The 24,709-nt window shown below is 70.3% G+C and carries 27 protein-coding genes; 6 read left to right on the top strand and 21 right to left on the bottom strand.

Annotation, left to right across the window (positions count from 1 at the left end; genetic code table 11):
- Positions 1-2: 2 nt before the first annotated feature.
- The 9 genes from KF689_03935 to KF689_03895 form a co-directional block, all read right to left on the bottom strand.
- The gene (locus tag KF689_03935) at positions 3-1,010 is read right to left on the bottom strand and encodes a carboxypeptidase regulatory-like domain-containing protein (protein MBX3132529.1); all 1,008 of its coding nucleotides are present in this window, start codon (positions 1,008-1,010) and stop codon (positions 3-5) included.
- 181 nt (positions 1,011-1,191) lie between these two features.
- On the bottom strand, positions 1,192-1,890 hold the full coding sequence (locus tag KF689_03930; protein MBX3132528.1) for a hypothetical protein: 699 nt from the start codon (positions 1,888-1,890) through the stop codon (positions 1,192-1,194).
- Positions 1,891-1,969: 79 nt separating this feature from the next.
- The gene (locus KF689_03925) at positions 1,970-3,109 is read right to left on the bottom strand and encodes a hypothetical protein (GenBank protein ID MBX3132527.1); all 1,140 of its coding nucleotides are present in this window, start codon (positions 3,107-3,109) and stop codon (positions 1,970-1,972) included.
- 19 nt (positions 3,110-3,128) lie between these two features.
- Positions 3,129-3,686 carry an isoamylase early set domain-containing protein gene (locus KF689_03920; GenBank protein MBX3132526.1) on the bottom strand — a complete coding sequence of 186 codons (558 nt, stop codon included), beginning with the start codon at positions 3,684-3,686 and terminating at the stop codon, positions 3,129-3,131.
- On the bottom strand, positions 3,679-4,224 hold the full coding sequence (locus KF689_03915; GenBank protein ID MBX3132525.1) for a sigma-70 family RNA polymerase sigma factor: 546 nt from the start codon (positions 4,222-4,224) through the stop codon (positions 3,679-3,681). The genes KF689_03920 and KF689_03915 overlap by 8 nt, the downstream gene beginning before the upstream one ends.
- Positions 4,225-4,274: 50 nt before the next feature.
- The gene (locus KF689_03910; GenBank protein ID MBX3132524.1) at positions 4,275-4,898 is read right to left on the bottom strand and encodes a ribonuclease HII; all 624 of its coding nucleotides are present in this window, start codon (positions 4,896-4,898) and stop codon (positions 4,275-4,277) included.
- A 10-nt stretch (positions 4,899-4,908) separates the two neighbouring features.
- A complete protein-coding gene (gene rplS, locus KF689_03905) occupies positions 4,909-5,289 on the bottom strand; it encodes a 50S ribosomal protein L19 (protein ID MBX3132523.1) in 381 nt (126 codons plus the stop codon).
- 87 nt (positions 5,290-5,376) lie between these two features.
- A complete protein-coding gene (gene trmD, locus KF689_03900) occupies positions 5,377-6,033 on the bottom strand; it encodes a tRNA (guanosine(37)-N1)-methyltransferase TrmD (GenBank protein MBX3132522.1) in 657 nt (218 codons plus the stop codon).
- A 9-nt stretch (positions 6,034-6,042) separates the two neighbouring features.
- Complete coding sequence (locus KF689_03895) at positions 6,043-6,639, bottom strand: TetR/AcrR family transcriptional regulator (protein MBX3132521.1); 597 nt, start codon at positions 6,637-6,639, stop codon at positions 6,043-6,045.
- A 100-nt stretch (positions 6,640-6,739) separates the two neighbouring features.
- Here KF689_03895 and KF689_03890 point away from each other — a divergent pair, with 100 nt between their 5' ends.
- The gene (locus KF689_03890) at positions 6,740-7,669 is read left to right on the top strand and encodes an SDR family NAD(P)-dependent oxidoreductase (protein MBX3132520.1); all 930 of its coding nucleotides are present in this window, start codon (positions 6,740-6,742) and stop codon (positions 7,667-7,669) included.
- 8 nt (positions 7,670-7,677) lie between these two features.
- On the opposite strand, the gene rimM is transcribed toward KF689_03890, so the two are convergent.
- The 5 genes from rimM to KF689_03865 form a co-directional block, all read right to left on the bottom strand.
- Positions 7,678-8,208 carry a 16S rRNA processing protein RimM gene (gene rimM, locus KF689_03885; protein ID MBX3132519.1) on the bottom strand — a complete coding sequence of 177 codons (531 nt, stop codon included), beginning with the start codon at positions 8,206-8,208 and terminating at the stop codon, positions 7,678-7,680.
- 32 nt (positions 8,209-8,240) lie between these two features.
- Entirely contained in the window at positions 8,241-8,546 is a 306-nt protein-coding gene (rpsP, locus tag KF689_03880; protein ID MBX3132518.1) for a 30S ribosomal protein S16, read from the bottom strand.
- 139 nt (positions 8,547-8,685) lie between these two features.
- Positions 8,686-9,984 (bottom strand): signal recognition particle protein, encoded by a 1,299-nt coding sequence (gene ffh, locus KF689_03875; GenBank protein MBX3132517.1) that lies wholly within the window; start codon positions 9,982-9,984, stop codon positions 8,686-8,688.
- 70 nt (positions 9,985-10,054) lie between these two features.
- A complete protein-coding gene (locus KF689_03870; protein MBX3132516.1) occupies positions 10,055-10,501 on the bottom strand; it encodes a hypothetical protein in 447 nt (148 codons plus the stop codon).
- Between the two features lie 100 nt (positions 10,502-10,601).
- Complete coding sequence (locus KF689_03865) at positions 10,602-11,834, bottom strand: porin (GenBank protein ID MBX3132515.1); 1,233 nt, start codon at positions 11,832-11,834, stop codon at positions 10,602-10,604.
- Between the two features lie 183 nt (positions 11,835-12,017).
- On the opposite strand from KF689_03865, the gene lon reads away from it, so the two are divergent.
- On the top strand, positions 12,018-14,474 hold the full coding sequence (gene lon / locus KF689_03860) for an endopeptidase La (protein MBX3132514.1): 2,457 nt from the start codon (positions 12,018-12,020) through the stop codon (positions 14,472-14,474).
- A gap of 145 nt (positions 14,475-14,619) precedes the next feature.
- Here the strand turns inward: lon and KF689_03855 are convergent, their stop codons facing one another.
- Positions 14,620-15,237, bottom strand: coding sequence for a sigma-70 family RNA polymerase sigma factor (locus KF689_03855; GenBank protein ID MBX3132513.1), 618 nt, complete (start codon positions 15,235-15,237; stop codon positions 14,620-14,622).
- A gap of 139 nt (positions 15,238-15,376) precedes the next feature.
- On the opposite strand from KF689_03855, the gene KF689_03850 reads away from it, so the two are divergent.
- Both KF689_03850 and KF689_03845 read left to right on the top strand, forming a co-directional pair.
- Entirely contained in the window at positions 15,377-15,883 is a 507-nt protein-coding gene (locus tag KF689_03850) for an SET domain-containing protein-lysine N-methyltransferase (protein ID MBX3132512.1), read from the top strand.
- Entirely contained in the window at positions 15,880-16,989 is a 1,110-nt protein-coding gene (locus KF689_03845) for a DUF445 family protein (protein ID MBX3132511.1), read from the top strand. Before KF689_03850 ends, KF689_03845 begins: the two co-directional genes overlap by 4 nt.
- Before the next feature lie 5 nt (positions 16,990-16,994).
- Here KF689_03845 and KF689_03840 read toward each other — a convergent pair whose 3' ends face one another.
- From KF689_03840 to KF689_03830, 3 genes are read right to left on the bottom strand one after another with little or no spacing between them, the layout of a single operon-like run.
- Positions 16,995-18,254, bottom strand: coding sequence for a hypothetical protein (locus tag KF689_03840; protein ID MBX3132510.1), 1,260 nt, complete (start codon positions 18,252-18,254; stop codon positions 16,995-16,997).
- A gap of 10 nt (positions 18,255-18,264) precedes the next feature.
- Positions 18,265-19,095 carry a prepilin peptidase gene (locus tag KF689_03835; GenBank protein ID MBX3132509.1) on the bottom strand — a complete coding sequence of 277 codons (831 nt, stop codon included), beginning with the start codon at positions 19,093-19,095 and terminating at the stop codon, positions 18,265-18,267.
- Between the two features lie 3 nt (positions 19,096-19,098).
- Positions 19,099-19,854, bottom strand: a complete 756-nt coding sequence (locus KF689_03830; GenBank protein MBX3132508.1) for an RNA methyltransferase — start codon at positions 19,852-19,854, stop codon at positions 19,099-19,101.
- A 7-nt stretch (positions 19,855-19,861) separates the two neighbouring features.
- Here KF689_03830 and KF689_03825 point away from each other — a divergent pair, with 7 nt between their 5' ends.
- Positions 19,862-20,656, top strand: a complete 795-nt coding sequence (locus KF689_03825) for a M48 family metalloprotease (GenBank protein ID MBX3132507.1) — start codon at positions 19,862-19,864, stop codon at positions 20,654-20,656.
- Positions 20,657-20,873: 217 nt separating this feature from the next.
- A complete protein-coding gene (locus tag KF689_03820) occupies positions 20,874-21,233 on the top strand; it encodes a hypothetical protein (protein ID MBX3132506.1) in 360 nt (119 codons plus the stop codon).
- Between the two features lie 64 nt (positions 21,234-21,297).
- Here KF689_03820 and KF689_03815 read toward each other — a convergent pair whose 3' ends face one another.
- From KF689_03815 to KF689_03805, 3 genes are read right to left on the bottom strand one after another with little or no spacing between them, the layout of a single operon-like run.
- A complete protein-coding gene (locus tag KF689_03815; GenBank protein ID MBX3132505.1) occupies positions 21,298-21,882 on the bottom strand; it encodes a hypothetical protein in 585 nt (194 codons plus the stop codon).
- The gene (locus KF689_03810; protein MBX3132504.1) at positions 21,882-23,321 is read right to left on the bottom strand and encodes a HAMP domain-containing histidine kinase; all 1,440 of its coding nucleotides are present in this window, start codon (positions 23,319-23,321) and stop codon (positions 21,882-21,884) included. The genes KF689_03815 and KF689_03810 overlap by 1 nt, the downstream gene beginning before the upstream one ends.
- Positions 23,318-24,388, bottom strand: a complete 1,071-nt coding sequence (locus KF689_03805; GenBank protein MBX3132503.1) for a sigma-54-dependent Fis family transcriptional regulator — start codon at positions 24,386-24,388, stop codon at positions 23,318-23,320. The genes KF689_03810 and KF689_03805 overlap by 4 nt, the downstream gene beginning before the upstream one ends.
- Between the last annotated feature and the right edge of the window lie 321 nt (positions 24,389-24,709).

The raw sequence follows: 24,709 nt of genomic DNA, 5'->3' as shown, positions 1-24,709 counted from the left end.
ATTCAGGCCTTGTGCGTCCACACGACGACGTACTGCACACCGGCGCTGTTCTGTGCGTCGACCGGCCCGCGCCCGCCAAAGCCGCACTCGCCCCGCGGTGGCCAGCGACGCGCCAACAGGCCCTGGCGATCGGCACCGCCCGCATAGAACTCGATGAACTCCACGGTCTCGGGTCGGATGGCATCCAGCGGGAATCCCGGGCGTGCCACGCCATCCACGAAGACGCAGGCCGCGCGCGAGATGCGCAGCCCCTTCGCGTTCACCGACGGAGTCAGTTCCAACGCCAGCCTGAGGTCGCGCGCCTCGGTCGCCAGCACCTCACTGCGCGTCACGCGGGCGGCGAGGGGGCTCGACCACGTCATCCGTCGGTCGAGTTCGTCCGCGATGACGGAATTGATGCCGCGCCCCTCGGCGCGATCGAGCAGCACGGAGAGCTCGATTGCGCCATCCTCCGGGACGCGCGCCGACACGAGCCGCGTCGCGTAGCCGGGGGCCTGCACGCGCAGCAGCACCGGGGCGCCGACGCGTTCGGGTAGTGCGAACTGCCCCTCGGGCGTCACGACCGACGAAAGCTCACGCCCCACGACCTCGACGGTCGCACCGGCCAGTGGCTGGTACCCGCGATCGCCCACCACGCCGTGGACGCCGGACCACGATGCCGTGATCACGCGGCCGTCCACACGCAGCGCGGCGCGCGCCAGCTGGCGGTCCAGTCGCGCCACATCCGTGACCTCGACGGTCATCGAGTCCGCGACGTAGCCGATGCGCCGCATCGTCACCGACCAGGTGCCGGCCCACGCCCCCACGATGCGGTAGCTCCCCGACTCGTCGGTGAGCGCCTCGCGCACGTCGTCGCCGCGCTGCGCGCGGACCAGCACGGACGGGATTCCCGCACCGTCCGGACCGACCACGCGGCCCACAATGTCGCGCAGGGGAGAATCTTGGGCGCCGCCCGACGCGGACAGCGCCAGCACCCCGACTACCGCAGCCAGCCAACCGAGCCGACCCATTGGTGCCTCCGCTCTTGACGGTTCTCCCGCGCGCGCGGAGGGCTGACGTGCCCTCGGCGAGACGGGGGTTCCCCAGCATACCCGCCGCTAGCCAATATGGGTCCGGCGCTAGCGTCCGGCAACGCGAAACGCGGCACGAAGCCAGTGCTCCGTGCCGCGTCCCCGCTCCGCTCCGGCTCGCTTACGGCCGGCCCGGACCCGCCGGCGGCGTCGGGCGCGGCGTCGTCGCCGGCCGGCCACCCGTCGCGGGCAGGTTCTCCGGACGCCCCGTGGCGCCCGGGCGATCGGTCGGGCGCATCCCGGGACCCACGCCTTCCGGACGGCCACGGGCCTGCTCGCGCGCCATCCGCTCCAGGTCGCGGTCGCTCGCACGGGCGGTCAGCCGCTCCTGCACCCGCTGCAGCGCCTGATCCGACGGCAAGCCGCGTTCCACCAGCGACCCAATCACGTACAGCGGCACCGCCAGCGAGCGGCCCGACGGTGCGGACTGCGCCAACGCGCTCACCGCCGAGCCATCCACGCCCTGGCGCATCGCCTCGGCGCCGGCGTCAATCTCGTCGCCCAACGCCGCGCGGCCACGGCCCGCTTCGATCGCCGTACGCGCCTGCTGCATCCGGTGCGCGTGCTCGCCCACGGCACGCTCCACCTCGGCCGGCGCGACGCCGCGGGACGCAAACTTCAGCGCCCGGTTCTCCAGCGCCGTCACCGCCTGCGGCGGCAACTGCCGGCTGCGCGCCTCGGCGATTCGCGCCAGCACTCGGTCCGCCACGTCCGCTGGCAAGACTTCGCGCAGCCGCGCATCGACATCCGTCGGCACCTGCGCACCCGCGCCTGCCGAGAACGCCACCATCGCCGCCAACACCGTCGTGAACCGCTTCATCGTCCGCTCCATTGTCCGTTGCATCGTTCGTGCTCCTGCTGGAGGTTCGCTCCAGAGACCGCAGGTCCCTCGCGCCGCGTCACAACCGACCGCGCAGCGTCACACGACCGCTCATTCCGCCGAACTCATCCCGTACGGGATCCGCACCCGGAGGCGTGAGCCAGGGGCCGCCGTCCACGCGCAGGGCCAACTCGATGACCTCGCTGCCGCTCGCAGGCAGCCGCGCCCACCACCACCCGTCACCGGCCGGCTCGAGGCGCACCGGCGCCCAGCGAGTCAGGTCCCCCGCCACCTCGACGCGAGCTGCACCGGCCGCCCGCACACGAATCGCGACGCCCGCCTCACCGTCGGGACGCAGGCTGAACGCATCGACGCCCGCATCCCGCGCCGCAGCGGCCGTCGCCCGCGCCGACGCTTGGGCAATCGCCGTGAGGCTGCGCCGCGCGCCGAAGCGCAGACCGACGCTGACATACCGTCCGGCCGGAAACCCCTGCGCGAGATCCACCGGGTAGGTGCCCACGCCGGTGGTGAGCGCGATGCGCGGCTGCACCCACCAATTGAAGTTCGCGCCACCCCACACCCGGGCGTCGCCACCCACGATCGGGAGGGTCGCGCCCGCCCGGCCACCCAGCGACAGCGACACATCCAACGGCCCGACGGCCGTGCCGTACATTCCCAAGAGGTCAGCGTACCGCAGCGTGTCGTCCACGGCGGCGGGCGTCAACATCACCGTGAGGCGCGCGCGCGCGCCGCTGAGCATCCCGCCGAGTTCCAGTTGCTGCACGTGTCGCCAGTCGGCGCCGTCGTACATCGCACCACCGGCTCCGCCCGCCCAGCCAGACCCTTTCGCACCCACGCGGTGCAGACGCAGCGCGCCGAGGCCCTGCCCCGTGGCGAATCCGCTCGGAAAGCGCGCCCCGCCAGCGGTGCCGCTGCCTTCAAACATCCACCCGCCAGACGACACCGGCGAGAACAGCGAACCCTGCAGCACGCCTTGGCGGGACCAACTCGCGAGCCCGACCCGCGCAAAGGTCCCACCCACTCCGAGACTGCCGCGCGCGCCGGACATTGTGATGGTCGGGCTGATGGTCGTCGAGCCGAACGCCGGCTCATCGGCGAACTCCACCCGCGAGGCACCGAGGCCCAGCGACGCGTTCAGCTCCTGCGCAGGCAACGCCCCGCGTGCGGCCACGAAGCCGCACGCCAGCACCAACGCCACCGCCGGAGTTCGCGGCAGGCTAAGCCCCGCGACGCGGTTCAGCTTCGAGCCGCATCACCGAGCTCTCCTGCCCGAACTCGTCGCGCGCCGTCTGCGCATAGGGATCAGCCACCCAACGCTCGCCGTCGACCACGAACGCGTACTCGTGGCGCCCGAACGGCAACGTCAGCGTGACCGCCCAGCGGCCCGTGCCGTCGACGGCTTCCATCGGCGTCGCCACGCGCGACCATCCGTTGAAGTCGCCGGCGAGCATTACCGACTGCGCGTCTGGCGCATCGAGGACGAAGCGCACGATCTGCACGCCCGGTGCCGCGCTTGGTGCCGACGCGGCCTGCCGCGCCCCAAGGCCGTAGCCGCCGAGCACCATCAGCGCGCCGAAGCCGGCCGCCAGCGCGAGGCCGCCCAGCGGCGACAACGCGATCTGCCGCCGACGCCGCCACCAGGGACGCGCCGCCTCCGCCACCTGGGCCATCACCCGCGCCTCGAAGTCCGCGCGCAGCGCCACCGGCGCCTTCAGCGGTGCCGCGACGCGCGCCGCAAACTCTTCCGTGTCCATCCGCTCCGTTCCGTCAGACATATGCCACCTCCGCAAGCTGCTCGCGCAGCCGTTCGATTGCCCGCTTCACTCGCATCTTCAGCGCGGAGACTCCCGCCCCGGTCAGCTCCGCCATCTCCTCATACTCCAGTTCCTCGACGTGCTTGAGCAGGAACGCCTCGCGCATCTCCACCGGCAACTCCGCCACCGCGGCCCCGATGCGCGCCCGCAACGCTGGGTCGCCCTCAGCCCCCGGCGCCTCGAGCCCATCAAGCGTCAGCGGCTCGCGTACGAACCGCAGCTCACGCTGCCCCCGTCGCGCCGCAAAGGTACGGCATTCATTCACCACGATCCGGTGCAGCCAAGCCCCGAACCGCGACGGATCCTCGCAGTCCCCGATGTGGCGGAAGGCCCGCACGAACACCGACTGCAGCACGTCATCGGCATCGTCGGCATCACCCAGCATTCGCGCCGCGAAGCGCGCGTGCCGGTCCTGGTACCGGCGCAGCAGCGCCGCGAACGCCCGCTGGTTGCCCCGCCTGGTTTCCGCCACCAATTCCGCGTCGGTCAGGTCGTCCATACTCCCGTTGACTGCAGGGACGGCCCCCCGCGTCACATCGGCCGGGCCGGTCAGAGCTCCAGTTGGCCGCCAAGGGCGGTCCGGCAGAAGGCCACACGATGATGCGGCGTCAATCCGTGCGCGCGCAGCGCCGCGAGATGCGCCGGAGTCCCATACCCCGCATTCGCCTCCCAGGCGTAGTCTCGATAGCGGGCGGCCAACCGTGTCATCAACCGGTCACGCAGGACCTTGGCCACGATGCTGGCGCAGGCGATCGAGTAGCAGCGCGCATCCCCGCCGACGACGGCGTGGTGCGCCACGCCGAGGGTCTTTATCGGCTTGCCGTCCACCAGCACCTCGTCCGGCGGCACGGGCAGGCGCGCCAGCGCGCGCGCCATCGCCCGCACGGTGGCCTGGTAGATGTTCCAGCGGGCGATTTCGTTCACGCTGGCGGCGGCCACGCGCAGCGCCACGGCATCCTGCCGGATGCGCAGCGCCAAGCGCTCACGCTCGGCGGCCTTGAGCTGCTTGGAGTCCGTGACGCCAGCGATGGCGCGGCGGCCAGCGGGCATCACGACGGCACAAACGACGACGGGGCCCGCTAGGGGGCCCCGTCCGACTTCATCCACTCCGGCGATGTGCAGCGCACCGGCGGCGCGCAGCGAACGCTCGAGGGCGCTCCAGCCGCCAGCCACGTGGCGCGGCTCAGGCCTGCGCGGCCTCGCCCGTGGTCGGCACCTGCACGCGCACCTTCTTCTCGGCGATACGCGCGGCCTTGCCGGTCACGTTGCGGAGATAGAAGAGCTTGGCGCGGCGCACGCGGCCACGGCGCACGACCTTGATCTCGGCCAGCATCGGCGAGTGCAGCGGGAAGATGCGCTCCACGCCCACGCCGTTGGAGATCTTGCGGACCGTGAAGGTCGCCGAGACGCCGGCGCCCTTGCGGCCGATGCACACGCCCTCGAACGCCTGAAGGCGCTCCTTCTCGCCTTCCTTCACGCGCACGTTCACGCGCAGCGTGTCGCCGGCGCGGAAAGCGGGCACGGACTTCAGGTATTCCTTCTGAGTTTCGGTGAAAGCGTGCATATGTGACTCCGGGCGCGTTGCGGCCCGCTGAGGTGACAGAGTTGAGCCTTGTAAGCTACTGCCGGATTTGAGCTTGCGCAACGGGGCCTAGCCCCGGCGCTCCCGGGTCAGGCGCTCCCCTTCTTCCCGCCGCCAGCGCTCGATCTCGGCGTGATTCCCGCTCAAGAGCACCTCCGGCACCTTATGCCCGCGATACTCCGCTGGCCGGGTGTAGGAGGGGGCCGAGAGCCCCCGGTCGTAGAAGGAGTCCGTCCGGGCGGATTCGATGTCGCTCATCGCCCCGGGCAGCAGCCGGACGACGGCATCCACCACGGCCAGCGCCGCCGGCTCGCCCCCGCTGAGCACGAAGTCGCCCAGCGAGATCTCCTCGGTCGCCAAGTGGTCCGCCACGCGCTGGTCGACGTCCTTGTAGTGGCCGCAGAGCAGCGTGAGCTCCGTGCCCTCGGCAAAGCGCAGGGCATCGGCGTGGCTGAACACCTTGCCGCGCGGGGACAGCAACACGATTGGCTTCGTCGCGCCGACGCTCTCGACCGCGTCGAAGAAGGGCGCCGGCTTCATCACCATTCCCGGCCCGCCGCCAAAGGGCGCATCGTCCACGGTCTTGTGCTTGTCGGTGGCGAAGGCGCGCAGGTCCACGCAGTTGTAGCGCACCAGCCCCGCCTCGGCGGCGCGCTTGGGGATGCTGAGCCCCAGCGGACCGGCAAAGAAGTCCGGGAAGATCGAGATGAGGTTGATGGAGAGCACCGGTAGAACTTAGCGCGCGGGCACCCGAAACGGCCCGAGGGCGAGCTCGACGTCCGCCCGGATCCACTCGACCGGCTTGCCCTGGCGTAGAAGCGCGTACGTCATCATCGAGCCGTTCGCCGTCGCCAGCAGCAGGCGCGCCAGTGCTGCGGGGTCCGTGCCCGGCTGCAGCTCACCGGCCTGCACCGCCTCCGCCACCCACTGCGCCAACGTACGGCGCGTCGCGCGGGTGGCCTTCTGCAGGTGCGTGAACATCACCTCATCGGACAGGTCCATCTGGAGATATCCGAGGTGATGCGCCAGCGAGGAGGGCGTGGCGATGAGCCAGGCAAATCCTTCGGCCCACGCACGGATGGCCGCGACCGGCGACGCGTGCCGCTCGCGGATGGATTCCAGCAGTTCCGGGGTGCCCTCGGCGAAGCGGGCGTTCAGCGCACGCAACAGCGCCTGCTTCGAACCAAACCGCTGGGAGAGCGCGCTCGCCGTGACGCCCGCCTCCGCACCGACCTCGGCGAGCGTCAGCGACGCAGCGGGGACGCGCTGCATCACCCGGGTCAGGGCCTCGAAGACCTGGTCGTCGGAAATCTTTCGCGGGCGTGGGCTCATCGCCTGGGGGGGGGAGGGGGTGCTTGACAGTAACTAAATGGCCATTTAGATGATAACTGTACGGCCAGTAAGAATCTACCGAAACGTGGAGGCAAGGCGTATGGCAACACTCACCGGAAGGGTCGCGGTGGTCGCCGGGGCGAGCCGCGGCGCAGGGCGAGGCATCGCGCTTGCGCTTGGCGACGCGGGCGCGACGGTGTACGTGGTCGGCCGATCAACCCGCGGCGGTCCACCGCCAAGCGACGGCGCGCCCGGCACCATCGAGGAGACGGCGGAGGCCGTGACGGCACGCGGCGGCATCGGGATTCCGGTCCGCACCGACTGCACCAGCGAGACGGAAGTCGCCGAACTCTTCGCGCGTGTGGAGCGTGAACAGGGGGCGCTCGATGTCCTTGCCAGCGCAGTCTGGGGCGCGGCCGACGGCACCTCGGCCCCTGACGAGGCGATGGCTGGGTGGGGGACCCCGTTCTGGGAGCGATCCACCTCCGAGTGGCGGCGGATGATGGATGCAGGACCTCGCGCCTACTACCTGACGGCATTTCACGCGGCGCGGCTGATGGCCCGGCGGAAGCGAGGGCTGATCGTCGGCGTGACGGACGGCTTCCTGGACGGCACCCCGGCGGAGGTGCTCACGGGCGCATCGGCGGGCGAGTACAACGGAATGCTGCTCTACGACCTGAGTCACACGACAATCAACCGCCTGCTGCTGGGGATGGCCGCCGACGCCAAGAAGAGCAAGCTCGCCGTGGTGACGCTGATGCCTGGCTTTATGCAGACGGAGCGTGTCAAGCGTGCGATGACCTCCAAGGCCGTCGAGCGCCAGTTCCGCTACGACCTGAGCGAATCGGTGGAGTACGTCGGGCGCGCGGTCGTCGCCCTCGCGGCAGACAAACACGCCATCAAGAAGTCGGGACGCATCCATTTCGTCGCCGACCTCGCCGCAGAGTACGGCTTCACCGATGTGGACGGACGCCGGATTCCGCGCTTCGATCCGTTCGGCCACGCGAAGGCCGTCAGCGAGCGGCGCTGACGGCCGTGCTAGGCGTCCAGCAACCCGTTGGGCAAGCGCACCCGGATCGTTCGAGCCTCGCGGTCCAGTGCGTCCACGAACTCATCCACGAATGGCAGGCTGGCCACCGCGCCCGCGCTGGTGCGGAACTCCAGCAACAGCCCCTGCGGCAGGTCGTAGAACTCGATGACCTCACCGATCGTTGCCGACGAGCCGGCATCCACGAGTTGCATTCCCACCAACTCGTGCGCGAAGACCTCACCCTCCTCGGGCTCGGAGAGTTCTTCCACCGGCACGAGGAGATAGCGCCCGTTCCACTTTTCGGCCTCGGTGCGGTCGTTGATGCCGTCGAAGCGCATCAGCCAACCGTCCTTGATCGGCCGCAGGGAGCTGACGACGAGCTCGCGAGGCGCGCGGGTGCGTGGATCCACCGAGAGCTCACCGTCGTGGGTCCCCTGAAAGACACGACGGCCAGGAGCGAAGATCGCCCCTGGCTCGTCTGTCATCACGTCCACCACCAACTCGCCGCGCACGCCGTGCGGGCGACGGATCCGCCCCACAGACGCGCAGTCGGGGAGCGACACGCCGTGGATTACTCCTTCACCGGCACGGCCTTGGCGGCCAGCTTGGACGCCAGGCGCGTCTCGTGACGGGCCTTGAGCACGCCGGCCTTGCGCAGCAGTGAGCGCACGGTGTCGGACGGCTGGGCGCCGTTGTCGAGCCAGTAGTTGGCGCGCTCGGCGTTGAGCTGGATCGCCTGCTCACCGGACCGCGGCGCGTACTGCCCGAGGATCTCGATGAACTTGCCATCGCGCGGCGAACGGCCGTCGGCGACGACGATGCGATAGGTCGGGGACTTCTTGCGCCCCTGACGGCGGAGACGAATGCGAACTGCCATTGGAGATACCTCGGTGCTACTGGTTTCGTACTGCCCTCTGGCTCATCGCGCGGTCCGGCGTTTCCGGTGCGCACCAGGGTCCAAACTGGACGAATGACGGAAACTAACCGCAAGTGGCATCCGTCATCCGTCCTCCGTCCTATCTCTTCACTGCCATCCGCTTCATCATCTTCTGCATATCCCGGAACTGCTCGAGCAGGCGATTCACCTCGCTCACCGGGCGGCCGGCCCCCTTGCCGATGCGGGCGCGACGCGAGCCGTTGATCAGCTGCGGCGTACGGCGCTCCTCGGGCGTCATCGAGAGCACGATCGCCTCGAGGTGCTTCATCCGCTTGGGGTCCACCTTGCTGGCCTGCGCCATCATCTTCGAGTTCACGCCGGGCAGCATCTTCAGGATGTTCTGCATCGAGCCCAGCTTTTCCATCTGCTTCATCGCCGAGAGGAAGTCCTGGAGGTCCATTCCCTCCTTGCGGATCTTCTTCTCCATCCGCTTGGCCTCGTCCGCATCGAACGTGGCCTGCGCCTTCTCGACCAGCGTGAGCACGTCACCCTGCTGCAGGATGCGGCCCGCCATACGGTCGGGATGGAACTCCTCGAGCGCGTCGGACTTCTCACCGACGCCGATGTACTTGATGGGCTTCTTGGTGACGCCGTAGATCGACAGCGCCGCACCGCCGCGGGCGTCACCGTCCATCTTGGTGAGCACGACGCCGGTCACGCCCAGGGCCTCGTTGAAGCCCTGCGCGATGCGCACGGCGTCCTGGCCGGTCATTCCGTCGGCGACGAGCAGGATCTCATCGGGCTGCACCGCGTCCTTCAGGCGGCGCAGCTCCTGCATCATCTCGTCGTCGATCTGCAGGCGGCCGGCCGTGTCGACGATGACGACGCGGTCGCGCTCCTTCTTGGCCTGCTCGATGCCGGCCTTCGCAATCTTCACCACGTCCTGCGTGCCGCGGTCCGCATAGAGGGGCACCTGCAGGTCGCGGCCGAGGGTCTCGAGCTGGTCGATGGCGGCGGGGCGGTACACGTCGGCGGCCACGAGGCGAGTCGCCTTGCCTTCGGCCTTCAGCTTGCGAGCGAGCTTGGCCGCGGTCGTCGTCTTGCCGGAGCCCTGCAGGCCGACCATCAGCACGACCGTCGGCGGCACCGACGAGAGCTTGAGGCCTTCTTTGCGCTCGCCAAGCATCAACGTGAGCTCGTCGTAGACGATCTTCACGAGCTGCTGCGCCGGCGCGACGGTCTTGAGCTGGCTGACGCCCACCGCGCGCTTCTCGACGCGCGCGAGGAACTCTCCGGTCAGCTGGAAGGAGACGTCGGCTTCGAGCAGGACCCGGCGCACCTCGCGCAGGCCCTCCTTGATGTCGGCGTCACTGAGCACCCCGCGCCCGCGCAGGCGGGCGAAGGTGGCTTCCAGTTTCTCGGAAAGTTCGTTGAACATAGAGCCTTGAAGGATAACCACTTAGGTGGCGTCTTCCAAGGCCTTCACGGGCCCTGCCGGGGCCTCCGCGCTACTGGACCTCGAAGGTCGAACTGGCGGGCCGCGCGCGGACGTCCGTCGTGCTCGGGGGCCTGAGCTCGAAGCGGAAGCGGTAGGTGCCCGGACCGAGGTCGCCCGGTACATCCACGGGATCGGTGCGCCGTCCGTTCGGCATCAGCAGGTAGGCGACGGCCGTGCAGAGCCGCATCTCCTGGCCCAGGCTCACCCACACCCCGTCCACCAGGCGCTCAACTGTCCGTTCGCAGGGATTGAACCAGTACTCCGTGCCGGAACTGTTCACGAAGCGAACGTCCACGGCCTCACCCGGCAGCGCGAGCTCCTCGAGCACTTCGGCGCGCACGGGGCCGCCCTCGACAACATCGAGCACGGGCGGCGGGATGAGATCGGACGACTCGGCGCAGGAGGCAGCGATGACGGCGAAACCAACGAGAACCAAGCGGACTGAACGTGGAGTCATATCCGCTACTACCCGCCAAGGCCGGCGAGGTGTCACGCGCGGCCCACCCGGATCACCTGTTCAGGCGATGACCTACGCCTGGATCTGCTGTTCAGCTCGTTCAGTAGTTGAACTGCGCCTGGATCCGCAGGAACTGGCCCTTCTGTCTGTTCCCGACGGTGGCGGCGTCCTCGAACCGTCGGTTGGACGTGGTGTATTGCACCGCCAACTCGAAGTTGGGAATCGGCGACCACTCGACGCCCGCTTCGAACTCGTGGACGTCATAGGAGCGCGCGTCCTGCTCGACCTTCTTGCCGCCGTCGTAGCGGTGCAGGCGCAGGAACGGGATAAACACCTGCTCACCACGCTGCGCCCGGTACATCAACTGCACGAACCCGCCCTCAAGGCGCTGCGAGGTGATCGCGTTCGCGCCGGGATCAAACTCGGGGCCGCGGCCAAAGCCGTACTCCGCGACGATGCCCAGCGGCTGCGGGTACACCACCAGCGTCGCGGCTGCACGCTCGTCCACAAACTCGCGTGGCCCAGTGACGCCAGCCGTACGGGCCGGCGGAACGACGCGCCCCGTGTAGCCCTGCACCGACGTCTCCACGAACTGGCCGGACTTGAGGCGCCAGGGATACGTCAGCCGCGCGACCGCGTGCGACGAGTTGTTGGCTTCGGGGCGGTTGGCCGTCTGGCCGTTATACAGGCCGAAGCCGAACACACCGTAGTCGCCGCTGCCCTTGAGCCCGCGCGACAGCAGCGAACGGAACCGTTCGGCGGCCTGTGGCGGCGACCAATAGTAGATCACCCCGAGGTCACGCTCGTTGGCCACGGCGCTATTCATCCCATCGTGCCGGTCCAGCGGGATGCGGTTCTGCGACGACTGCAGGTTCTCGAATCCGAACGGCACCTTGCTCTGCCCGAAGCGCAGGCGGTGCGCGCGCGATTCGTCCAGGTACAGGTCGAAGTACGCATCGCGGAGCTGGAAGTAGTGCAGGTTCCCGGCCGCGTCGCTGCCGTAGTCGGGCTGGACGTAGATGTACACGCGCGGATGCACGTTGCCGAACAGGATCAGGCGACCGCGCCGCACGAAGAAGCCACCGTTGTTGCCGATGGAACGGTCGCACTGGGCGCAGTTCAGGTCGGGATTGGTCTCGAAGAGGCGGTTGTAGCGAATCTGCGCGTAGCCGCGCCAGGCGAGTCGCTCGTACCACGGGGCCGGCGCGTCCGGCAGGCGTTGCCGCTCCTGCGCCCGGCGAACCGAATCGGGAGTTCCTGCCTGCGCCGCCGCCCGGGCGGGAACGATAAACGCGAATACAAAGCAGGCGGTGGCGAGCAGCCGGGCAGGCACGACGGCGGTTTCGGGCTGGAGGAAGAGGGACCGCCGCGGTACCTCGTCGGGACCGGGACTGGAGCGCGAAGTTCGGAATGTAACGGCCTCTGAGAGATTGTAACAACCGCGTCACTGACCACCGGCGGCACCCCAGCGACGGCCGAGGATGCGCGAAAGCGAGCAACCGCCCTACATTTGGGCGTGCCTGCGCGCCCCCTCGCCCCGCCGAGCCTCCCGGCAGACCTCCCGCTGCTGGCCCTGCGCTCGACGATCGTGTTCCCGCACGGCCGCATCGCCGTGCAGGTGTCCTCCGCCGACAACCTGGCGCTGCTTCTGGCCCACCCGGACGAAGGCGCCGCGGCCATCTGCCTGCTCGAAGGCGACGAGGGCGAGCGCGGGCTGGCCGCGCACGAAGGGCGCATCGGCGTGCTCGTGCGGCTGGTGGACCGCCGGCCGATCTCGGCTGGGGTGGCGCAGGTAACGCTCGAGGGGCTCTCACGCGTCCAGGTCTCGGGCTGCGTGCGGGACGAGGTCACGGGGTATCCAACGGCGCGCGCGAGCGCCTGCGAGGCAACGGAAGTGCCCCGCGATGCCGCGCGCGCGCTGATGCATCGCATCGCGTTGGCGTCGGACGCGCGCGCCGAGCTGGACCCGTCGTTCCCGGCCGAGCTGCCGGCCCTGCTGCGCCGCGAGACCGATGCGCCGTCGCGCTTTGCCGACCTCGCCGCGGCGCGTGGCGGCTTGCGTGCCGCCGAGAAGGACGCGGCACTGCAGTTGGTGGATCCCATCGCGCGCCTCGAGTTCCTGGCCGAGCGCTGGGAGCGCGAGGTCGCGCGCGCCAAGGTGCACGAGGAAGTGCGGCAGGAGACCGAACGCCGCGTGGACCGCCATCACCGCGAGTTCTTCCTGCGCCAGCAACTGCAGGCCATCCGCGCCGAACTCGGCGAGGGTGACAGCGGCGAGGGCGAGATCGCGGACCTGCTGCGGCGCGTCGCCGAGGCGCAGCTCCCGCCGCAGGTGGAAGCCGAGGCCAAGCGCGAGATCGAGCGGCTCCGCGCGCTCTCGACGGCATCGAGCGAGCATCAGGTGCTGCGCAACTACGTGGAGTGGGTGCTGACCCTGCCGTGGACGCAGCGCTCGGGCGACGACCGCGTCGCGCTGGAGCAGGTGGAGGGCGCGCTCGACGGCCGGCACTACGGGCTGCACGAAGCCAAGGAGCGCATCCTCGAGTATCTCGCCGTGCGGCAGTTGCGGGGCGATCGTGGGCGCGACCCGCACGGACCAATCCTCTGCTTCGTCGGGCCGCCGGGCACGGGCAAGACCTCGCTGGGCGAGGCCATCGCGGCGAGCATCGGGCGCGCGTTCTATCGCATTTCGGTGGGCGGCGTGCGCGACGAAGCCGAGATCCGCGGTCACCGTCGCACCTACGTGGGCTCGCTGCCGGGTCTGCTGTTGCAGGCGCTGCGCCGCGTGCAGGTGAAGGACCCGGTGCTGATGATCGATGAGATCGACAAGATGACCGCCGGTGGCCCGAGCGGCGATCCGACGGCGGCGATGCTCGAGGTGCTTGATCCGTCACAGAACTCGACGTTCACCGACCACTACCTGAACCTGCCCTTCGACCTCTCGTCGGTGCTGTTCATCTGCACGGCGAACAACCTGTTCGACATCCCGCACGCGCTGCGCGACCGCCTCGAGGTGATCCGCATCGCCGGCTACACGGTGGAGGAGAAGGTCGAGATTGCCTGGCGCTACCTGCTGCCGCGGCTGCTCGAAGAGCACGGCATCACCGAGTACGACCTGCAGTTCACGGACGAGGCGCTCTCGATGATCGCCAATCGCTACGCGCGCGAGGCGGGCCTGCGCGCCTTCGAGCGGCACCTCGCCGCGCTGATGCGCAAGCGCGCCAAGCGGAAGGCCGAGGGCGAGCAGGGCGCGTGGATCGTGGACCAAGAGCGCATCGAGGATGTGCTCGGCCCGCCGCGCTACGCACCGGAGGAAGCGGAGCAGGAACCCGAGGTCGGCACGGTCACCGGTTTGGCGTGGACGGCCAATGGCGGCGAGCTGATGACGATCGAAGCCCTGATGATGCCGGGCACCGGCAAGCTCACCGTCACCGGCCAACTGGGCGACGTGATGCGCGAGTCGGTGGATGCCGCGTGCAGCTACGTGCGTTCGCGCGGCCACGCGCTGCGCGTCGCCGACCCCGAACTGCGCGGCAGCGACCTGCACGTGCACTTCCCCGCGGGCTCGGTGCCCAAGGATGGTCCCAGCGCGGGTGTCGCGGTGACGCTGGCCATCGCCAGCGTGATGAGCCGGCGTCCGGTGCGCCGCGACGTCGCGGTGACCGGCGAGGTCACGCTGCGCGGCCGCGTGCTGGAGATCGGTGGCGTAAAGGAGAAGGTGCTGGCGGCGTATCGCGCCGGCCTGCGCACGGTGGTGCTGCCCAAGGCCAACGAAAAGGACCTGCGGGACATCCCGCCCGAGGTGCGCGGCGCGCTGACCTTCACCTGCGTGAGCACGATGGACGAAGTGCTGCACGCGATGCTGCTGCCGCCGCGACCGAACGGCTTCGCCGAAGGCCTGCCGCTGTTCGACGAGGTGGGTCGTGCGCCGGCCGACGCCCCGGAAGCTCCCGAGGCGGGACCGACGCATTGACCGTTCAGGCGCTTAGCAGCAGCCGGTCTCCTCGCCGCCGCAACATCCGCCACCGCCGCCCTCGCAGCAGTTCTCGGCACCGCCCAACAGCATCGCGTCGTTCATACAGCCTCCGTGGTGAGTGAGGCGGCGGGGCAGTCCGCCGCTACTTCCGTGGACGCTGGATCTGGTGAAAGGACGCAGGCGGGGCGCAGGCGTCGTCCCCGATGCCCTGCACCGTGCCGCGCGCGTCGCGCTGGATGCCGCAGCACTGCTGGATCTCGTGCCGCACCATCGCGCGGGCGCGCTGGACGCGCGACTTCATCCCCGAGAGCGAGATGCCCTCACGTTGCGCCGCGGCCTCCTGCGTCAGGCCGTCGACGGCCGTCAGCTCGATGGCGCGGCGATAATGCGGCGGCAGGGTCGCGATGAAGGGGCGGACGCAGCGCGAGAGCTCCAGCCGCGCGTCTTCGCCGCGCTCGGGCTCCTCGGCCAGCGCATCCGGATCCAGCTCCGACGCCCGCGCCGCGCGGCGGCGTTCGGCGCGGTAGGCGTCCGTCAACGCCGAGCGCGCGACGCGGAAGATCCAGGCCTCGAGGTCGTCCACGTCGTCCATCGTCGCGCGGTGGCGGGCCAGGCGCAGGAACACCTCCTGCGCGACGTCATCGACGTCGACGCCGGTCGGCACCCGGCGCCGCAGGAAGGCGCGCAGAGGCTCGGCGAAGGCGAGCCAGCGCGCGTCATCGTCGGCAGTCGGCTGCTCAGGTACGGGGACGTTCGTCATAGGCCTCACCTGCAATGACGCCCGATCCGCCCGAAGGACGCAAGCCGCCACCCGCGCCAGCCCCGCGACGTCCCGGTGTGCCGTTAGCTTTGACCCCGTGCCCGTCCTGCCCTCCCGCCCCCGCCCCCGCGCCTGAGCGATGCCGCGTCCGTGGGTCGTCCGCCGTTCGCCCCGCCACGGCCGGGGCGTGTACGCCACCGCCGTCATCCCGGCCGGCACGCGCATCATTGAGTACACCGGCGAGCTGATCAGCGAGGCCGAGGGCGAGCGGCGCTATCCCACCGCCAGCGACGGGCACGAGGAGCCCGAGCACACCTATCTGCTCACGCTCGACGAGCGCCGTGTGATCGATGCCAACGCCGGCGGCAACGAAGCGCGGTTCATCAACCACTCCTGTGAACCGAATTGCGAGCCGATCGCGTACGGCGACCATATGTGGATCGTGGCCATCCGGGACATCCAGCCAGGCGAAGAGCTCGCGTACGACTACGCGATCGAGCTCGATGAACCGCACACGCCGGCGCGCAAGAAGCGCTTCCCCTGCCGCTGCGAGGCTCGGCGCTGCCGCGGGTCCATCCTGAAGCCCAAGCGGATGCCCCTGCACCCGCTCGTGCGCGCCGCCATCCGGCGCTACGGCCCGCAATGAGCCCGACGCTCCAGGAACTGCTGCTGAGCATCGCCATCGGCACGATCGCTGGCGGCGTCACGAACGCCATCGCGGTGTGGATGCTGTTCCACCCCTACGAGCGGCGCTGGGGCCTGCACGGCGCGATCCCCAAGAACAAGGCGCGGCTGGCCAAGAGCATCGGGAGGACGGTGGGCGAGAAGCTGCTCACGCCGAAGGACCTGCTCGACGAACTGCACCGGGCCGGATTCCGCGACACGCTCGACAGCAAGTTGGCCGGAGTGATCGGGCAGTTGCTGGAGGTCGAACGCGGCTCGCTGCGAGAACTACTACCACCCGCGGTGCTCGGTGAAGTCGAGCGCGCGCTCGCCGGGCTCGGCCCTGCCGTCGGCGAGCGCGTAGCGGCGTGGACGGCGACGCCGGCCTTCGAAGTCCGCGTCCGCGAGGCGCTGGGCCGCTTGCGCACCGAGGTCGGCGACCGGCCGGTGAGCGAGGTGCTCACGGAAGCGCGCCGGCGCGAGCTGGCAGTGCAGGCGGCGGAGCTGGCGGCGCAGTTGCTCGAAGAGAGCCGCAACGCCGAGAGCCGCTCGGCGGCGGCGCGCCTCGGCGATGCCGTGCTGCGCCTGGCCGGCGAGGAACGTACCAAGGCCTTCGTCGAGCGTGCCGTGCACGACGCGCTGGGCCGCGCCGGGACGCGGACCTGGAGCGAGGTGCTCGACACCATCGGTGAAGATGTGGTCGTGCGCTGGATGCTCGAGGCCGCACGATCCCCGCGCGTGCAGCAGTTGGCGGCCGAGGGCGCGACCACCGGGGCCACCGCCCTGCTCGACCGCCCGATCGGACGGCCGGCGCGCTTCCTGGCAGATGACGCCGCGGCGCGCCTCGGTGCGATGGCGGGTCCGGCACTCTGGGACTGGATGGAGCGCGAGCTGCCCAAGGTCCTGGAGCAGCTCGACATCCCCGCCATCGTCGAGCGCAAGGTGCTGGGCTTCAGCACCGCGCGGATCGAGGAGATCATCCGCGGCGTCACGCAGCGCGAGCTCACGATGATCGTGAACCTCGGCTACCTCCTCGGCGCGGTGATCGGCGTGCTGACCTTCGTCGGCCGCCGGCTGCTCGGCGCCTAAGCCGCTTACGGCTCTTCGAGCCGCACGCGAGTGCGGTCGAGCACCGGCGTCCGTGCTGCGGCCGGCAGGTCTTCCCAGAACACGACGGCACGCCCCTGCAACTCGGCTTGCTCGAGCAGCAGGCGCCGCCCGCGGAGCGTCCAGTTGCGTTGCGGTCCTGCGCCGCCGCTGCCGCGCGCGGCCCCGTAACGGCGCTCCACCATTCGTTCCATCCGGTCGCGGAAGTCGGCGGCCTCGACGGCGTCATCCCAGACCGTGATCCACACCACGCCCGTGCCGCCGGCTACCTGCACGACCTGGTAGCGGTCGCCGTCCCAGCCGGCAGCACCGGCCGCGGACCCACCGACGTCGCGCAGGTGCTCATAAAGGAAGAGCCGCGTCTCGAACTCGCCGAAGTTGTCCTCGTGCAGCAGGCTGGCGCCGCGCGGAGGCCCCAACGTCACGCGCGTCGGCAGGTCGGGCAGGGAGTCGAGGTACTTCTCGGGGTGCAGGATCTGCTCGGTGGATGACGGCGGCGGCGCGTACGGCACCTGGCCGGGGCGCGCACGCTTGAACTGACGGATGAACTCGGCGCCGGCGATATACGGGAACAGCAGGGTCTCCTGCAGCACCGTCGGCGCGCTGGCGAACTTGGGCATCGACGCCTGCTCGGAGCGAATCACCTCGCGCACCTGATCCCAGCCGCCGGGCAGGCGCAGGCCGAAGTCCGACCCGCCGAGCATCATCGTCATCTGCTCGTACACGGCCTGGCCTTCGACCATCGCCTGCAGCGCCACCTGCCGGTCGTTGTCGCCCTTGAGCGCGCGGGTGGTGTCGAGCGGAAAGTGCATATGCTGCAGCGCGTGAACCAGCTCGTGGCTGATGGTGACGCCGATGATGTCCGGCGACCCGCCCTTCACCACGTAGAGCACGCGAGTCTCGGGATCGTAGTAGCCCGCGACCTGCTCCGTGAGCAGGTCGAGCAGAAAGGCGCGCAGGTCCATCGTGTCGGGAATCATCCCGAAGCGCTTGTACGCGGTCTCGATGCCCGCCAGTTCCAGCGGCGAGAGCTGCTCGGCGAACTGCCGCTCGAGGAACTCGCGCACTTCGTCTCGGTCGCGCTCTTCAAGGCGCGGTGACGACGTGAACTTGAGACCGGTGGCCTTCTCGAGCTGCGGGATGGCCCGGCGCACCTCGGCGCGGTAGGGACCGTCGTACTCCACGGAGGGCGTGCCACCGCAGGCGGCGAGGGCAACGAGCAGGGCGAGCGAAAGGAGACGGTGCATCAGTCCGGAGCTAGAGGCCGACGAAGTTGAGATAGCTGCGCAGGAGCGCGTCGCCCCAGAGCAGCGCGACCATTCCCGCTGGTGCAAGGAATACCCCGAAGGGCACGAGCGGGGTCTCGAAGGCGGTGCCGGCGCGGCGCGCGCGCCACCAGCCGATGGGCAGCACGAGGCCGAGGAAGGCGACGGCGCCGATGCCGGCCGCGAGGAAGATCGTGAGAATGCTGCGTTCGGGGCCGACCATCGCGCCGAGCATCGCCATCAGCGTGACGTCGCCCTGCCCCATCGCTTCCTTGCCAAGCGCGATCTCACCGAGCCAGCCGACGATGGCGATGAGCCCCGCGCCGGCGCAGGCACCGATCACGGCATCCCAGGGGCCGGCGAAGGGGCCCTGCTCGCCCACCGCGAGCGCAACCAGCGGCAGCAGCAGCCCCAGCGCGAAGCCGGTGAGCGTGAAGCCGTCGGGAATCACGTAGTGCTGCAGGTCCGTCATCACGACGCCGAGCAGGATGGTGGCGGCGATGGCGATGCGGGCGGCGGTGAGCGAAAGTCCGAAGTGCCACACGGCCAACACCCAGATGACACCGACCGCCAGCTCGATGAGCGGATACTGCGCACTGATCGGTAACCCGCAGCCGCGGCACTTGGCCCGCAGCAGCAGCCAGGAGACGATGGGGATGTTGTCGTACCAGGCGATCGGCCGCTCGCAGCGCGGGCAGCGCGAGCGCGGCGCGACGACCGATAGCTCCGCCGGCCAGCGCGAAATGCAGACGTTCAAGAAGGAGCCGAGCGAGGCCCCCAAGAAGAAGATCGTCGCCCAGAGGGCGAGGATGAGGGGCGTCATCGGTCAGGTCGGGGGACGGAGCACGTGCAACAGGATGCCCGCGGCGACGGCCACGTTCAAGGACTCGGCCCCGGCGGCCATCGGGATGGCGACCAATCCGGCACAGGCCGCGCGCACGGGCGGCGTCAGTCCGCCGCCCTCGTTGCCGACGGCGAGCGCCAGGCGCGCCGGAGCCGCGGTGGTCCCGACCAAACTGCCCGTCGCGTCCGCCCCCCACAGTGCGACGCCCTGCGCGCTAAGGAACGCCAGCATCTCCTCCGGCGTACAGGAGATAGTCGGATGCGAGAACTGCAGCCCGACCGCGCTGCGCACCACCTTGGCGTTCCACGGATCCACCGTCCCGGGAAGCACCAGGGTGGCCGCGCAGCCGAGTGCCGACGCCGTCCGCAGGAGCGTACCCACGTTACCAGGATCCTGGATGCCATCGAGCACGAGCAGGCGCATCGTCGCGGCGACGGCCACGCCGTCGAGCGAATGGGCCGGACACTCGGCGACCGCGAGCACGCCCTGCGGCTGCTCGGTATCGGCGGCGGAGGCGAAGTCCTCGGCGCTGACCCGCTGGACGTCCAGCCCGCGCGCGGCACAGGCCTCGAGCAGCGCGGCGCCGCGCGGCGCGTCGCCGAGCGCGTCGCTGACCAAGATGCCCCGCACGCGAAGTGGCGAGGCGAGCAGTCCCTCGACGGTGCGGATTCCTTCCGCCACGAAGAGCCCCTGGCGCTCGCGCGCCTTGCGGCGCTTCAGGTCCCTCGCTAGGGTCAACAATCTTATGCGCTCAGTCACTGTCCTCGCCTGTGTGGCCCTCGTCAGCGCTTGCGCGATCTCGACCCAGCAGGAGGTCGAGATGGGCGCCAGCTATGCCGCCGAAATCAACCGCCAACTGCCGCTGGTGCAGGACGCGGAACTGAATCGGTATATGAACGTACTCGGCGACTCGTTGGCCCGCATCGCCGACACGCGCAATCTCGACTGGCACTTCTACATCGTCGACAGCCCGGACGTGAACGCCTTCGCGGTGCCGGGCGGCTTCATCTATATGAACCGTGGCCTGATGGAGCGGGCCACGAACCTAGCGCAGGTGGCCGGCGTCCTCGGGCACGAGATCGGCCACGTGACGCAGCGGCACTCGGTGGAACAGATGCAGAAGGCGCAGCGCACCAACGTCGGCGTCGTCGGCGTGTGCATCTTCCTGCCAAGCGTCTGCGGCAGCCAGACCGGGCAGGCGGCCATCTCGCTGGGCGCCAACGCCGCGATGGCCAGCTTCTCGCGGGCCGACGAGGACGAAGCGGACAAGGTCGCGATCGACTACCTCGTGCGCGCCGGCATCGACCCGCAGGGCGTCCCGGAGATGTTCGAGATCCTGCTCGCCGAGCGGAAGTCCAAGCCCGACGGCCTCGACACCTGGTTCCGCTCGCACCCGCTGGAGGAGTCGCGCATCGCGAACGGGCGGGCGCGCATCGCGAAGTATCCGCCCGAATCGCTGGTCGGACTCACGCGCGACACGCCCGGGTTCCAGGCGTTCCAGCGGCGCCTGAAGGCGCTGCCGCCGTCGCCGCGGCAGTAGCGCGCAGCAGCGCAGCCGAGGCGCGCGGTCTGGGAGAAATTCCCTGATTCCCCGGCATTGAGGCGGCTCCGGACTGACCGTTGATCGGCAGAAGACGCTGACCCGCAACGGGTTACGCAAGATTCTCGCTGCGGCATCAGCCGTGCATTCCCTGGAGGTCACGGGGGCGAGGCAACCGGCTTCGCCCAGTCATCCGCAGACCAAGGGAGAGACCCCAATGCCGAAGCTCATCAAGATTGCTGGCGTCGCCGCCGTTGCCGCGCTCGCACTGTACGGCTCGAACCTCGAGGCGTCGGCGACACCTGCCGCCTGCACCGTGACCACGGATGGCACCGTCGTGATCCGCGCTGGCGATCAGGATCTGAAGGTCCGCGCGTCCGAGCCGATGGAAGGACAGCTCACGGCGGAGTTCGCGCCGGAAGCCCGGGTGCGCGTCGTCTCGGTGGCGCGCGATGCCGACGGCGCGATCACGGTCAAGCTGAACGCCGAGTCTGCGGCCCCAGGTCGCCACGCGCTGACGCTGAAGGCCGGGACCGCGGAGTGCAAGGGAGACGTCGCAGTGACCGCCGGCGAGTAAGGCCGCGCGCCGATCACGTCGAATCACGGGGCGACCGTCCGAGTGGACGGTCGCCCCTCGGCGTTCAGCGGCCGCGCAGGTCGGGCCGACCGCGCAGATCCACCTGCTTGAGCGCCTCGAGTTCCTCGGTGAGCGACTGCAGTTGCGCGCGCAATCCATCGAGCGTCACCTCGAGCTGCGCCACGCGGTCCTGGAGCGAGCGCGTGTACTCGGCGCTTCGCAGCGCGCTCGCGGCGAGGTCATCGCGCTCGGCGCGCAGCGCGGCCAACTCCTCCTCGCTGGCCGCGACGATCCGTTCGTGCAGCGCGATGGTGCTCCGGAGTCGCTCGCGTTCGCCAAGCAGGCTGCGCAGCAGGCCGTCGAGGCGGCGATCGTCGACGCTGGGCTTGCCATCGATCAGCGTGGCGCGCTCCAGCATCAGCACGGCAGAGTCCGGCGCCCAGGCCTCGCAGTCTGGCGTTGCGTAGGCGCGGGCGACGAGACGCAGTGCGGCGGGATCGTTCTGCGCGCGCAGGTCGCCGGCGAAGGCCTCGACGGCGGCGCGACAGTTGCCGGCCGCGAGCGGCCTGGCGATCGGCGCGTTGACGCAGGCCAGCCCCAGCGCGAGGACGGCGCCGAGCGGCAGCGCGACGTGCAGGCGCCGGCGCATCACGCGGCCACCGCGGCGGCGGTGAGCGGCAACGACACCTCGAACACGCTCCCGCCACCCGCGCGCGCCCGCACGCCGATGCGTCCGCCGTGCGCCCGAGCAATCTCGCGGCAGATGGTGAGGCCGAGTCCGACGCCCCGAGCCGTCACGTTGCGGCCCGCCGCCGTCTGCTGGAAGCGCTCGAAGATCCGCCCGCGCTCGGCCTCCGGCACGCCTGGGCCGCGGTCGCAGACCTGCAGCATGGCCTGGGTGCCGTCCGCGGCCGCAATAATCTCAATCTCCGCCGCGTCCGGTGAGAACTTCAGCGCGTTCTCGATGAGGTTGTCGAGCAGGGAGCGCAGCGCGTCTTCGTCCCCGACCACCGGCACCGCGCCCGAGACCTGCACGCGCAGGCGCTGCCCGCGCGCAGTGGCGACGGGCTCTGCCTGTCGCGCCGCGGCGTGCGCGATCCGCGCGAGGTCGAGCGGCGCCTGGACCAGCGCCGGCTCAGCCTCAAGCCGCGACAGCTCGAGCAACTTGGCAATCATCCGGCCCAACCGATCGGCACTCTCGCGTTGCAGCGTGAGCACACGGCGCTGCTGCGGCGTCAGCGGGCCCGCGACGCCGTCCAGGAGCACGTCGCCGGATTCGCGGAGCGAGGCCAGCGGCGACTTGAGGTCGTGCGAGACGTTCGAGACGAACTCGCGCTTCATCTTGTCGAGCGCGCCCAGGCGCTCCGTCATCCCATTGAACGCCCCGGCCACCAATGCAAACTCTGCGCCGCGCTCTGGTGCGAGACGATGGTCAAAGCGGCCCTGCGCGACCTCTTCGGTGCCCCGCACGAGGCGGCGCAGTGGATCGACGATGGCCCGCGAGAGCATCAGCGCCGAGAACAGGGCCAGCAGCGTGGCGAGGGCCGCCAGCAGCAGCGAGAGACGTTGGGCGCGGTCGGCCGCGTCTGACGCCGCCGCGACGCGCGCGCGCATCACGACGCGGGCACGGTTGCCGAGGTCGGCGACGGCCAGCGTGAACGCTTCGAGTGCCCGATGCGCGGCCTCCTGCCCAGCGGCCGAGGCGCGGCCCGGCACGGCCACGGCCGACGTGGCCGCACGCGCATCGAGCCACTGGCGTCCCACCGTCGCGAGCGCCGCAGCCTCGTCCTCTTCCAGCTCTAGGGCGGCCAGCTGCTCCAACTCGACGCCGATTGCGGCACGCAGTTCGGCCGCACGCTCGCGATAGCCCGCATCCCGCGTAATCGCGTACTTGGCGAGCGACTCGTCGAGCTGCTGCGCGCGCGTGGCGAGCTGGGCGCTGGAGAGCACGAGCTGCGCCGAGACGTCTGCGAGCGCGCGCGCGAGCCAATCGCTGCGGTTGGCCGTACGCGCGTGCACGGCCACCAACGCCGCAACGAGCAGCGCGTTGACGGCGAGCACCAGCGCCAACCGGCCGCGAATGGTCACCCCAGCCCCCAGGCGCGCAGTTTGTTGCGGATCGTCTTCACGTCGAGCCCGAGCCGCCGGGCGGCCTCGGCTTTGTTGTGCCCGGCGCGCTCCAGCGTCTCGAGCACGAGCACGCGCTCGGCGTCCGCCAGCGTGGCGCCAGCGGGCAACTCGATCGGGCGGTCGCGGTCGCCCGTTGGCCGCTGGATGTGCGGCGGCAGATGCGTGACCTCAATCCAGCCCTCGCCCGCCATCACGACGGCGCGCTCCACGACGTTGCGTAACTCACGCACGTTGCCCGGCCAGTGCCAGGCACGCAGCAAGGCCAGCGCCTCCTCGCGGATGCCTTCCACCGACGCGCCGTGCCGCGCGTTCACCTGCTTCAGGAAGTAGCGCACGAGCAGGGGGATGTCGTCCTCGCGCTCGCGGAGCGTCGGCAGCACGATTTCAAAGACGTTCAGCCGGTACAGCAGGTCTGAGCGCAGCCGCCCGGACGAGACGGCCTCGGCGACGCCGCGATTGGTGGCCGCAATCACGCGCACGTCGAAGTCGACCTCTTTCGCGGCGCCGAGCCGCCGCACGCGCCCATCCTCGAGTACGCGGAGCAGCTTAGGCTGCAGCGCCACCGGCATCTCGGCGAGTTCGTCGAGCAGCAGCGTCCCGCCGTTGGCCAGTTCGAAGCATCCGGCGCGTGCCTTCACCGCCCCGGTGAAGGCGCCCGCCTCGTGCCCAAACAGCTCGGCTTCCACCAGCCCGTCGGGCAACGCTGCGGCGTTCAGCGCCACGAACGGCCGTGCGCGTCGGGCGCTGGCCTCGTGGATCATCCGTGCCGTGACTTCCTTGCCGGTGCCACTCTCGCCGAGCAGCAGCGCCGAGGCGTCGCTGCTGGCCACGCGCAGCACCTGGGCACGCACATCGCGGATGGCACGGCTCTCGCCCACCAGCGCGGACGGCGTCTCGCCGAGCTGGGCGTCCAGCGCCCGGTCGTTGTCGCGCTGGCGACGCTCGGCGCTCACCCGCTCCAGCAGCGCCCGGAGCGCGTCGTAGTCGATCGGCTTTGTGAGGAAGTCCACGGCGCCCGCCTTCATTGCCTCCACGGCCGCGTCCACGTTGGCGTGCGCGGTCATCAGGACTACGCGCTGTTGTGCGTCCCGCGCCCGCAGCACGCGCAGCAGGTCGATGCCGGAGATGCCGGGCATCACGACGTCACTGAGCACGAGATCGGCTCCCGCCTGCCGGAGCGCGGCATCGGCTTCCTTGGCATCGGCCGCCGTGCGCACGCGGCAGCCCCAGCCGCTGAGGCGCAGGGCCAACACTTCACGGAGGGCAGGCTCGTCGTCCACGACGAGCAGGTCCAGTGCGAGCTCGGTCATTTCCTTCGGAGGCGGGGGATCCAGCGGGGCGTCCGC

Source organism: Gemmatimonadaceae bacterium (genome assembly GCA_019637355.1).
Taxonomy (GTDB): Bacteria; Gemmatimonadota; Gemmatimonadetes; order Gemmatimonadales; family Gemmatimonadaceae; genus Pseudogemmatithrix.
This window is presented reverse-complemented; position numbering and strand designations above follow the sequence as displayed.

What these genes read in the sequence shown, in the direction of transcription:
- KF689_03935 (MBX3132529.1), bottom strand. Translation starts at nt 1,010, where the DNA reads ATGGGTCGGCTCGGTTGGCTGGCTGCGGTAGTCGGGGTGCTGGCGCTG.
- KF689_03930 (MBX3132528.1), bottom strand. Translation starts at nt 1,890, where the DNA reads ATGAAGCGGTTCACGACGGTGTTGGCGGCGATGGTGGCGTTCTCGGCA.
- KF689_03920 (MBX3132526.1), bottom strand. Translation starts at nt 3,686, where the DNA reads ATGTCTGACGGAACGGAGCGGATGGACACGGAAGAGTTTGCGGCGCGC.
- KF689_03915 (MBX3132525.1), bottom strand. Translation starts at nt 4,224, where the DNA reads ATGGACGACCTGACCGACGCGGAATTGGTGGCGGAAACCAGGCGGGGC.
- rplS (MBX3132523.1), bottom strand. Translation starts at nt 5,289, where the DNA reads ATGCACGCTTTCACCGAAACTCAGAAGGAATACCTGAAGTCCGTGCCC.
- KF689_03895 (MBX3132521.1), bottom strand. Translation starts at nt 6,639, where the DNA reads ATGAGCCCACGCCCGCGAAAGATTTCCGACGACCAGGTCTTCGAGGCC.
- KF689_03890 (MBX3132520.1), top strand. Translation starts at nt 6,740, where the DNA reads ATGGCAACACTCACCGGAAGGGTCGCGGTGGTCGCCGGGGCGAGCCGC.
- rpsP (MBX3132518.1), bottom strand. Translation starts at nt 8,546, where the DNA reads ATGGCAGTTCGCATTCGTCTCCGCCGTCAGGGGCGCAAGAAGTCCCCG.
- ffh (MBX3132517.1), bottom strand. Translation starts at nt 9,984, where the DNA reads ATGTTCAACGAACTTTCCGAGAAACTGGAAGCCACCTTCGCCCGCCTG.
- KF689_03870 (MBX3132516.1), bottom strand. Translation starts at nt 10,501, where the DNA reads ATGACTCCACGTTCAGTCCGCTTGGTTCTCGTTGGTTTCGCCGTCATC.
- KF689_03855 (MBX3132513.1), bottom strand. Translation starts at nt 15,237, where the DNA reads ATGACGAACGTCCCCGTACCTGAGCAGCCGACTGCCGACGATGACGCG.
- KF689_03850 (MBX3132512.1), top strand. Translation starts at nt 15,377, where the DNA reads ATGCCGCGTCCGTGGGTCGTCCGCCGTTCGCCCCGCCACGGCCGGGGC.
- KF689_03845 (MBX3132511.1), top strand. Translation starts at nt 15,880, where the DNA reads ATGAGCCCGACGCTCCAGGAACTGCTGCTGAGCATCGCCATCGGCACG.
- KF689_03840 (MBX3132510.1), bottom strand. Translation starts at nt 18,254, where the DNA reads ATGCACCGTCTCCTTTCGCTCGCCCTGCTCGTTGCCCTCGCCGCCTGC.
- KF689_03835 (MBX3132509.1), bottom strand. Translation starts at nt 19,095, where the DNA reads ATGACGCCCCTCATCCTCGCCCTCTGGGCGACGATCTTCTTCTTGGGG.
- KF689_03825 (MBX3132507.1), top strand. Translation starts at nt 19,862, where the DNA reads ATGCGCTCAGTCACTGTCCTCGCCTGTGTGGCCCTCGTCAGCGCTTGC.
- KF689_03820 (MBX3132506.1), top strand. Translation starts at nt 20,874, where the DNA reads ATGCCGAAGCTCATCAAGATTGCTGGCGTCGCCGCCGTTGCCGCGCTC.
- KF689_03815 (MBX3132505.1), bottom strand. Translation starts at nt 21,882, where the DNA reads ATGCGCCGGCGCCTGCACGTCGCGCTGCCGCTCGGCGCCGTCCTCGCG.
- KF689_03805 (MBX3132503.1), bottom strand. Translation starts at nt 24,388, where the DNA reads ATGAAGGCGGGCGCCGTGGACTTCCTCACAAAGCCGATCGACTACGAC.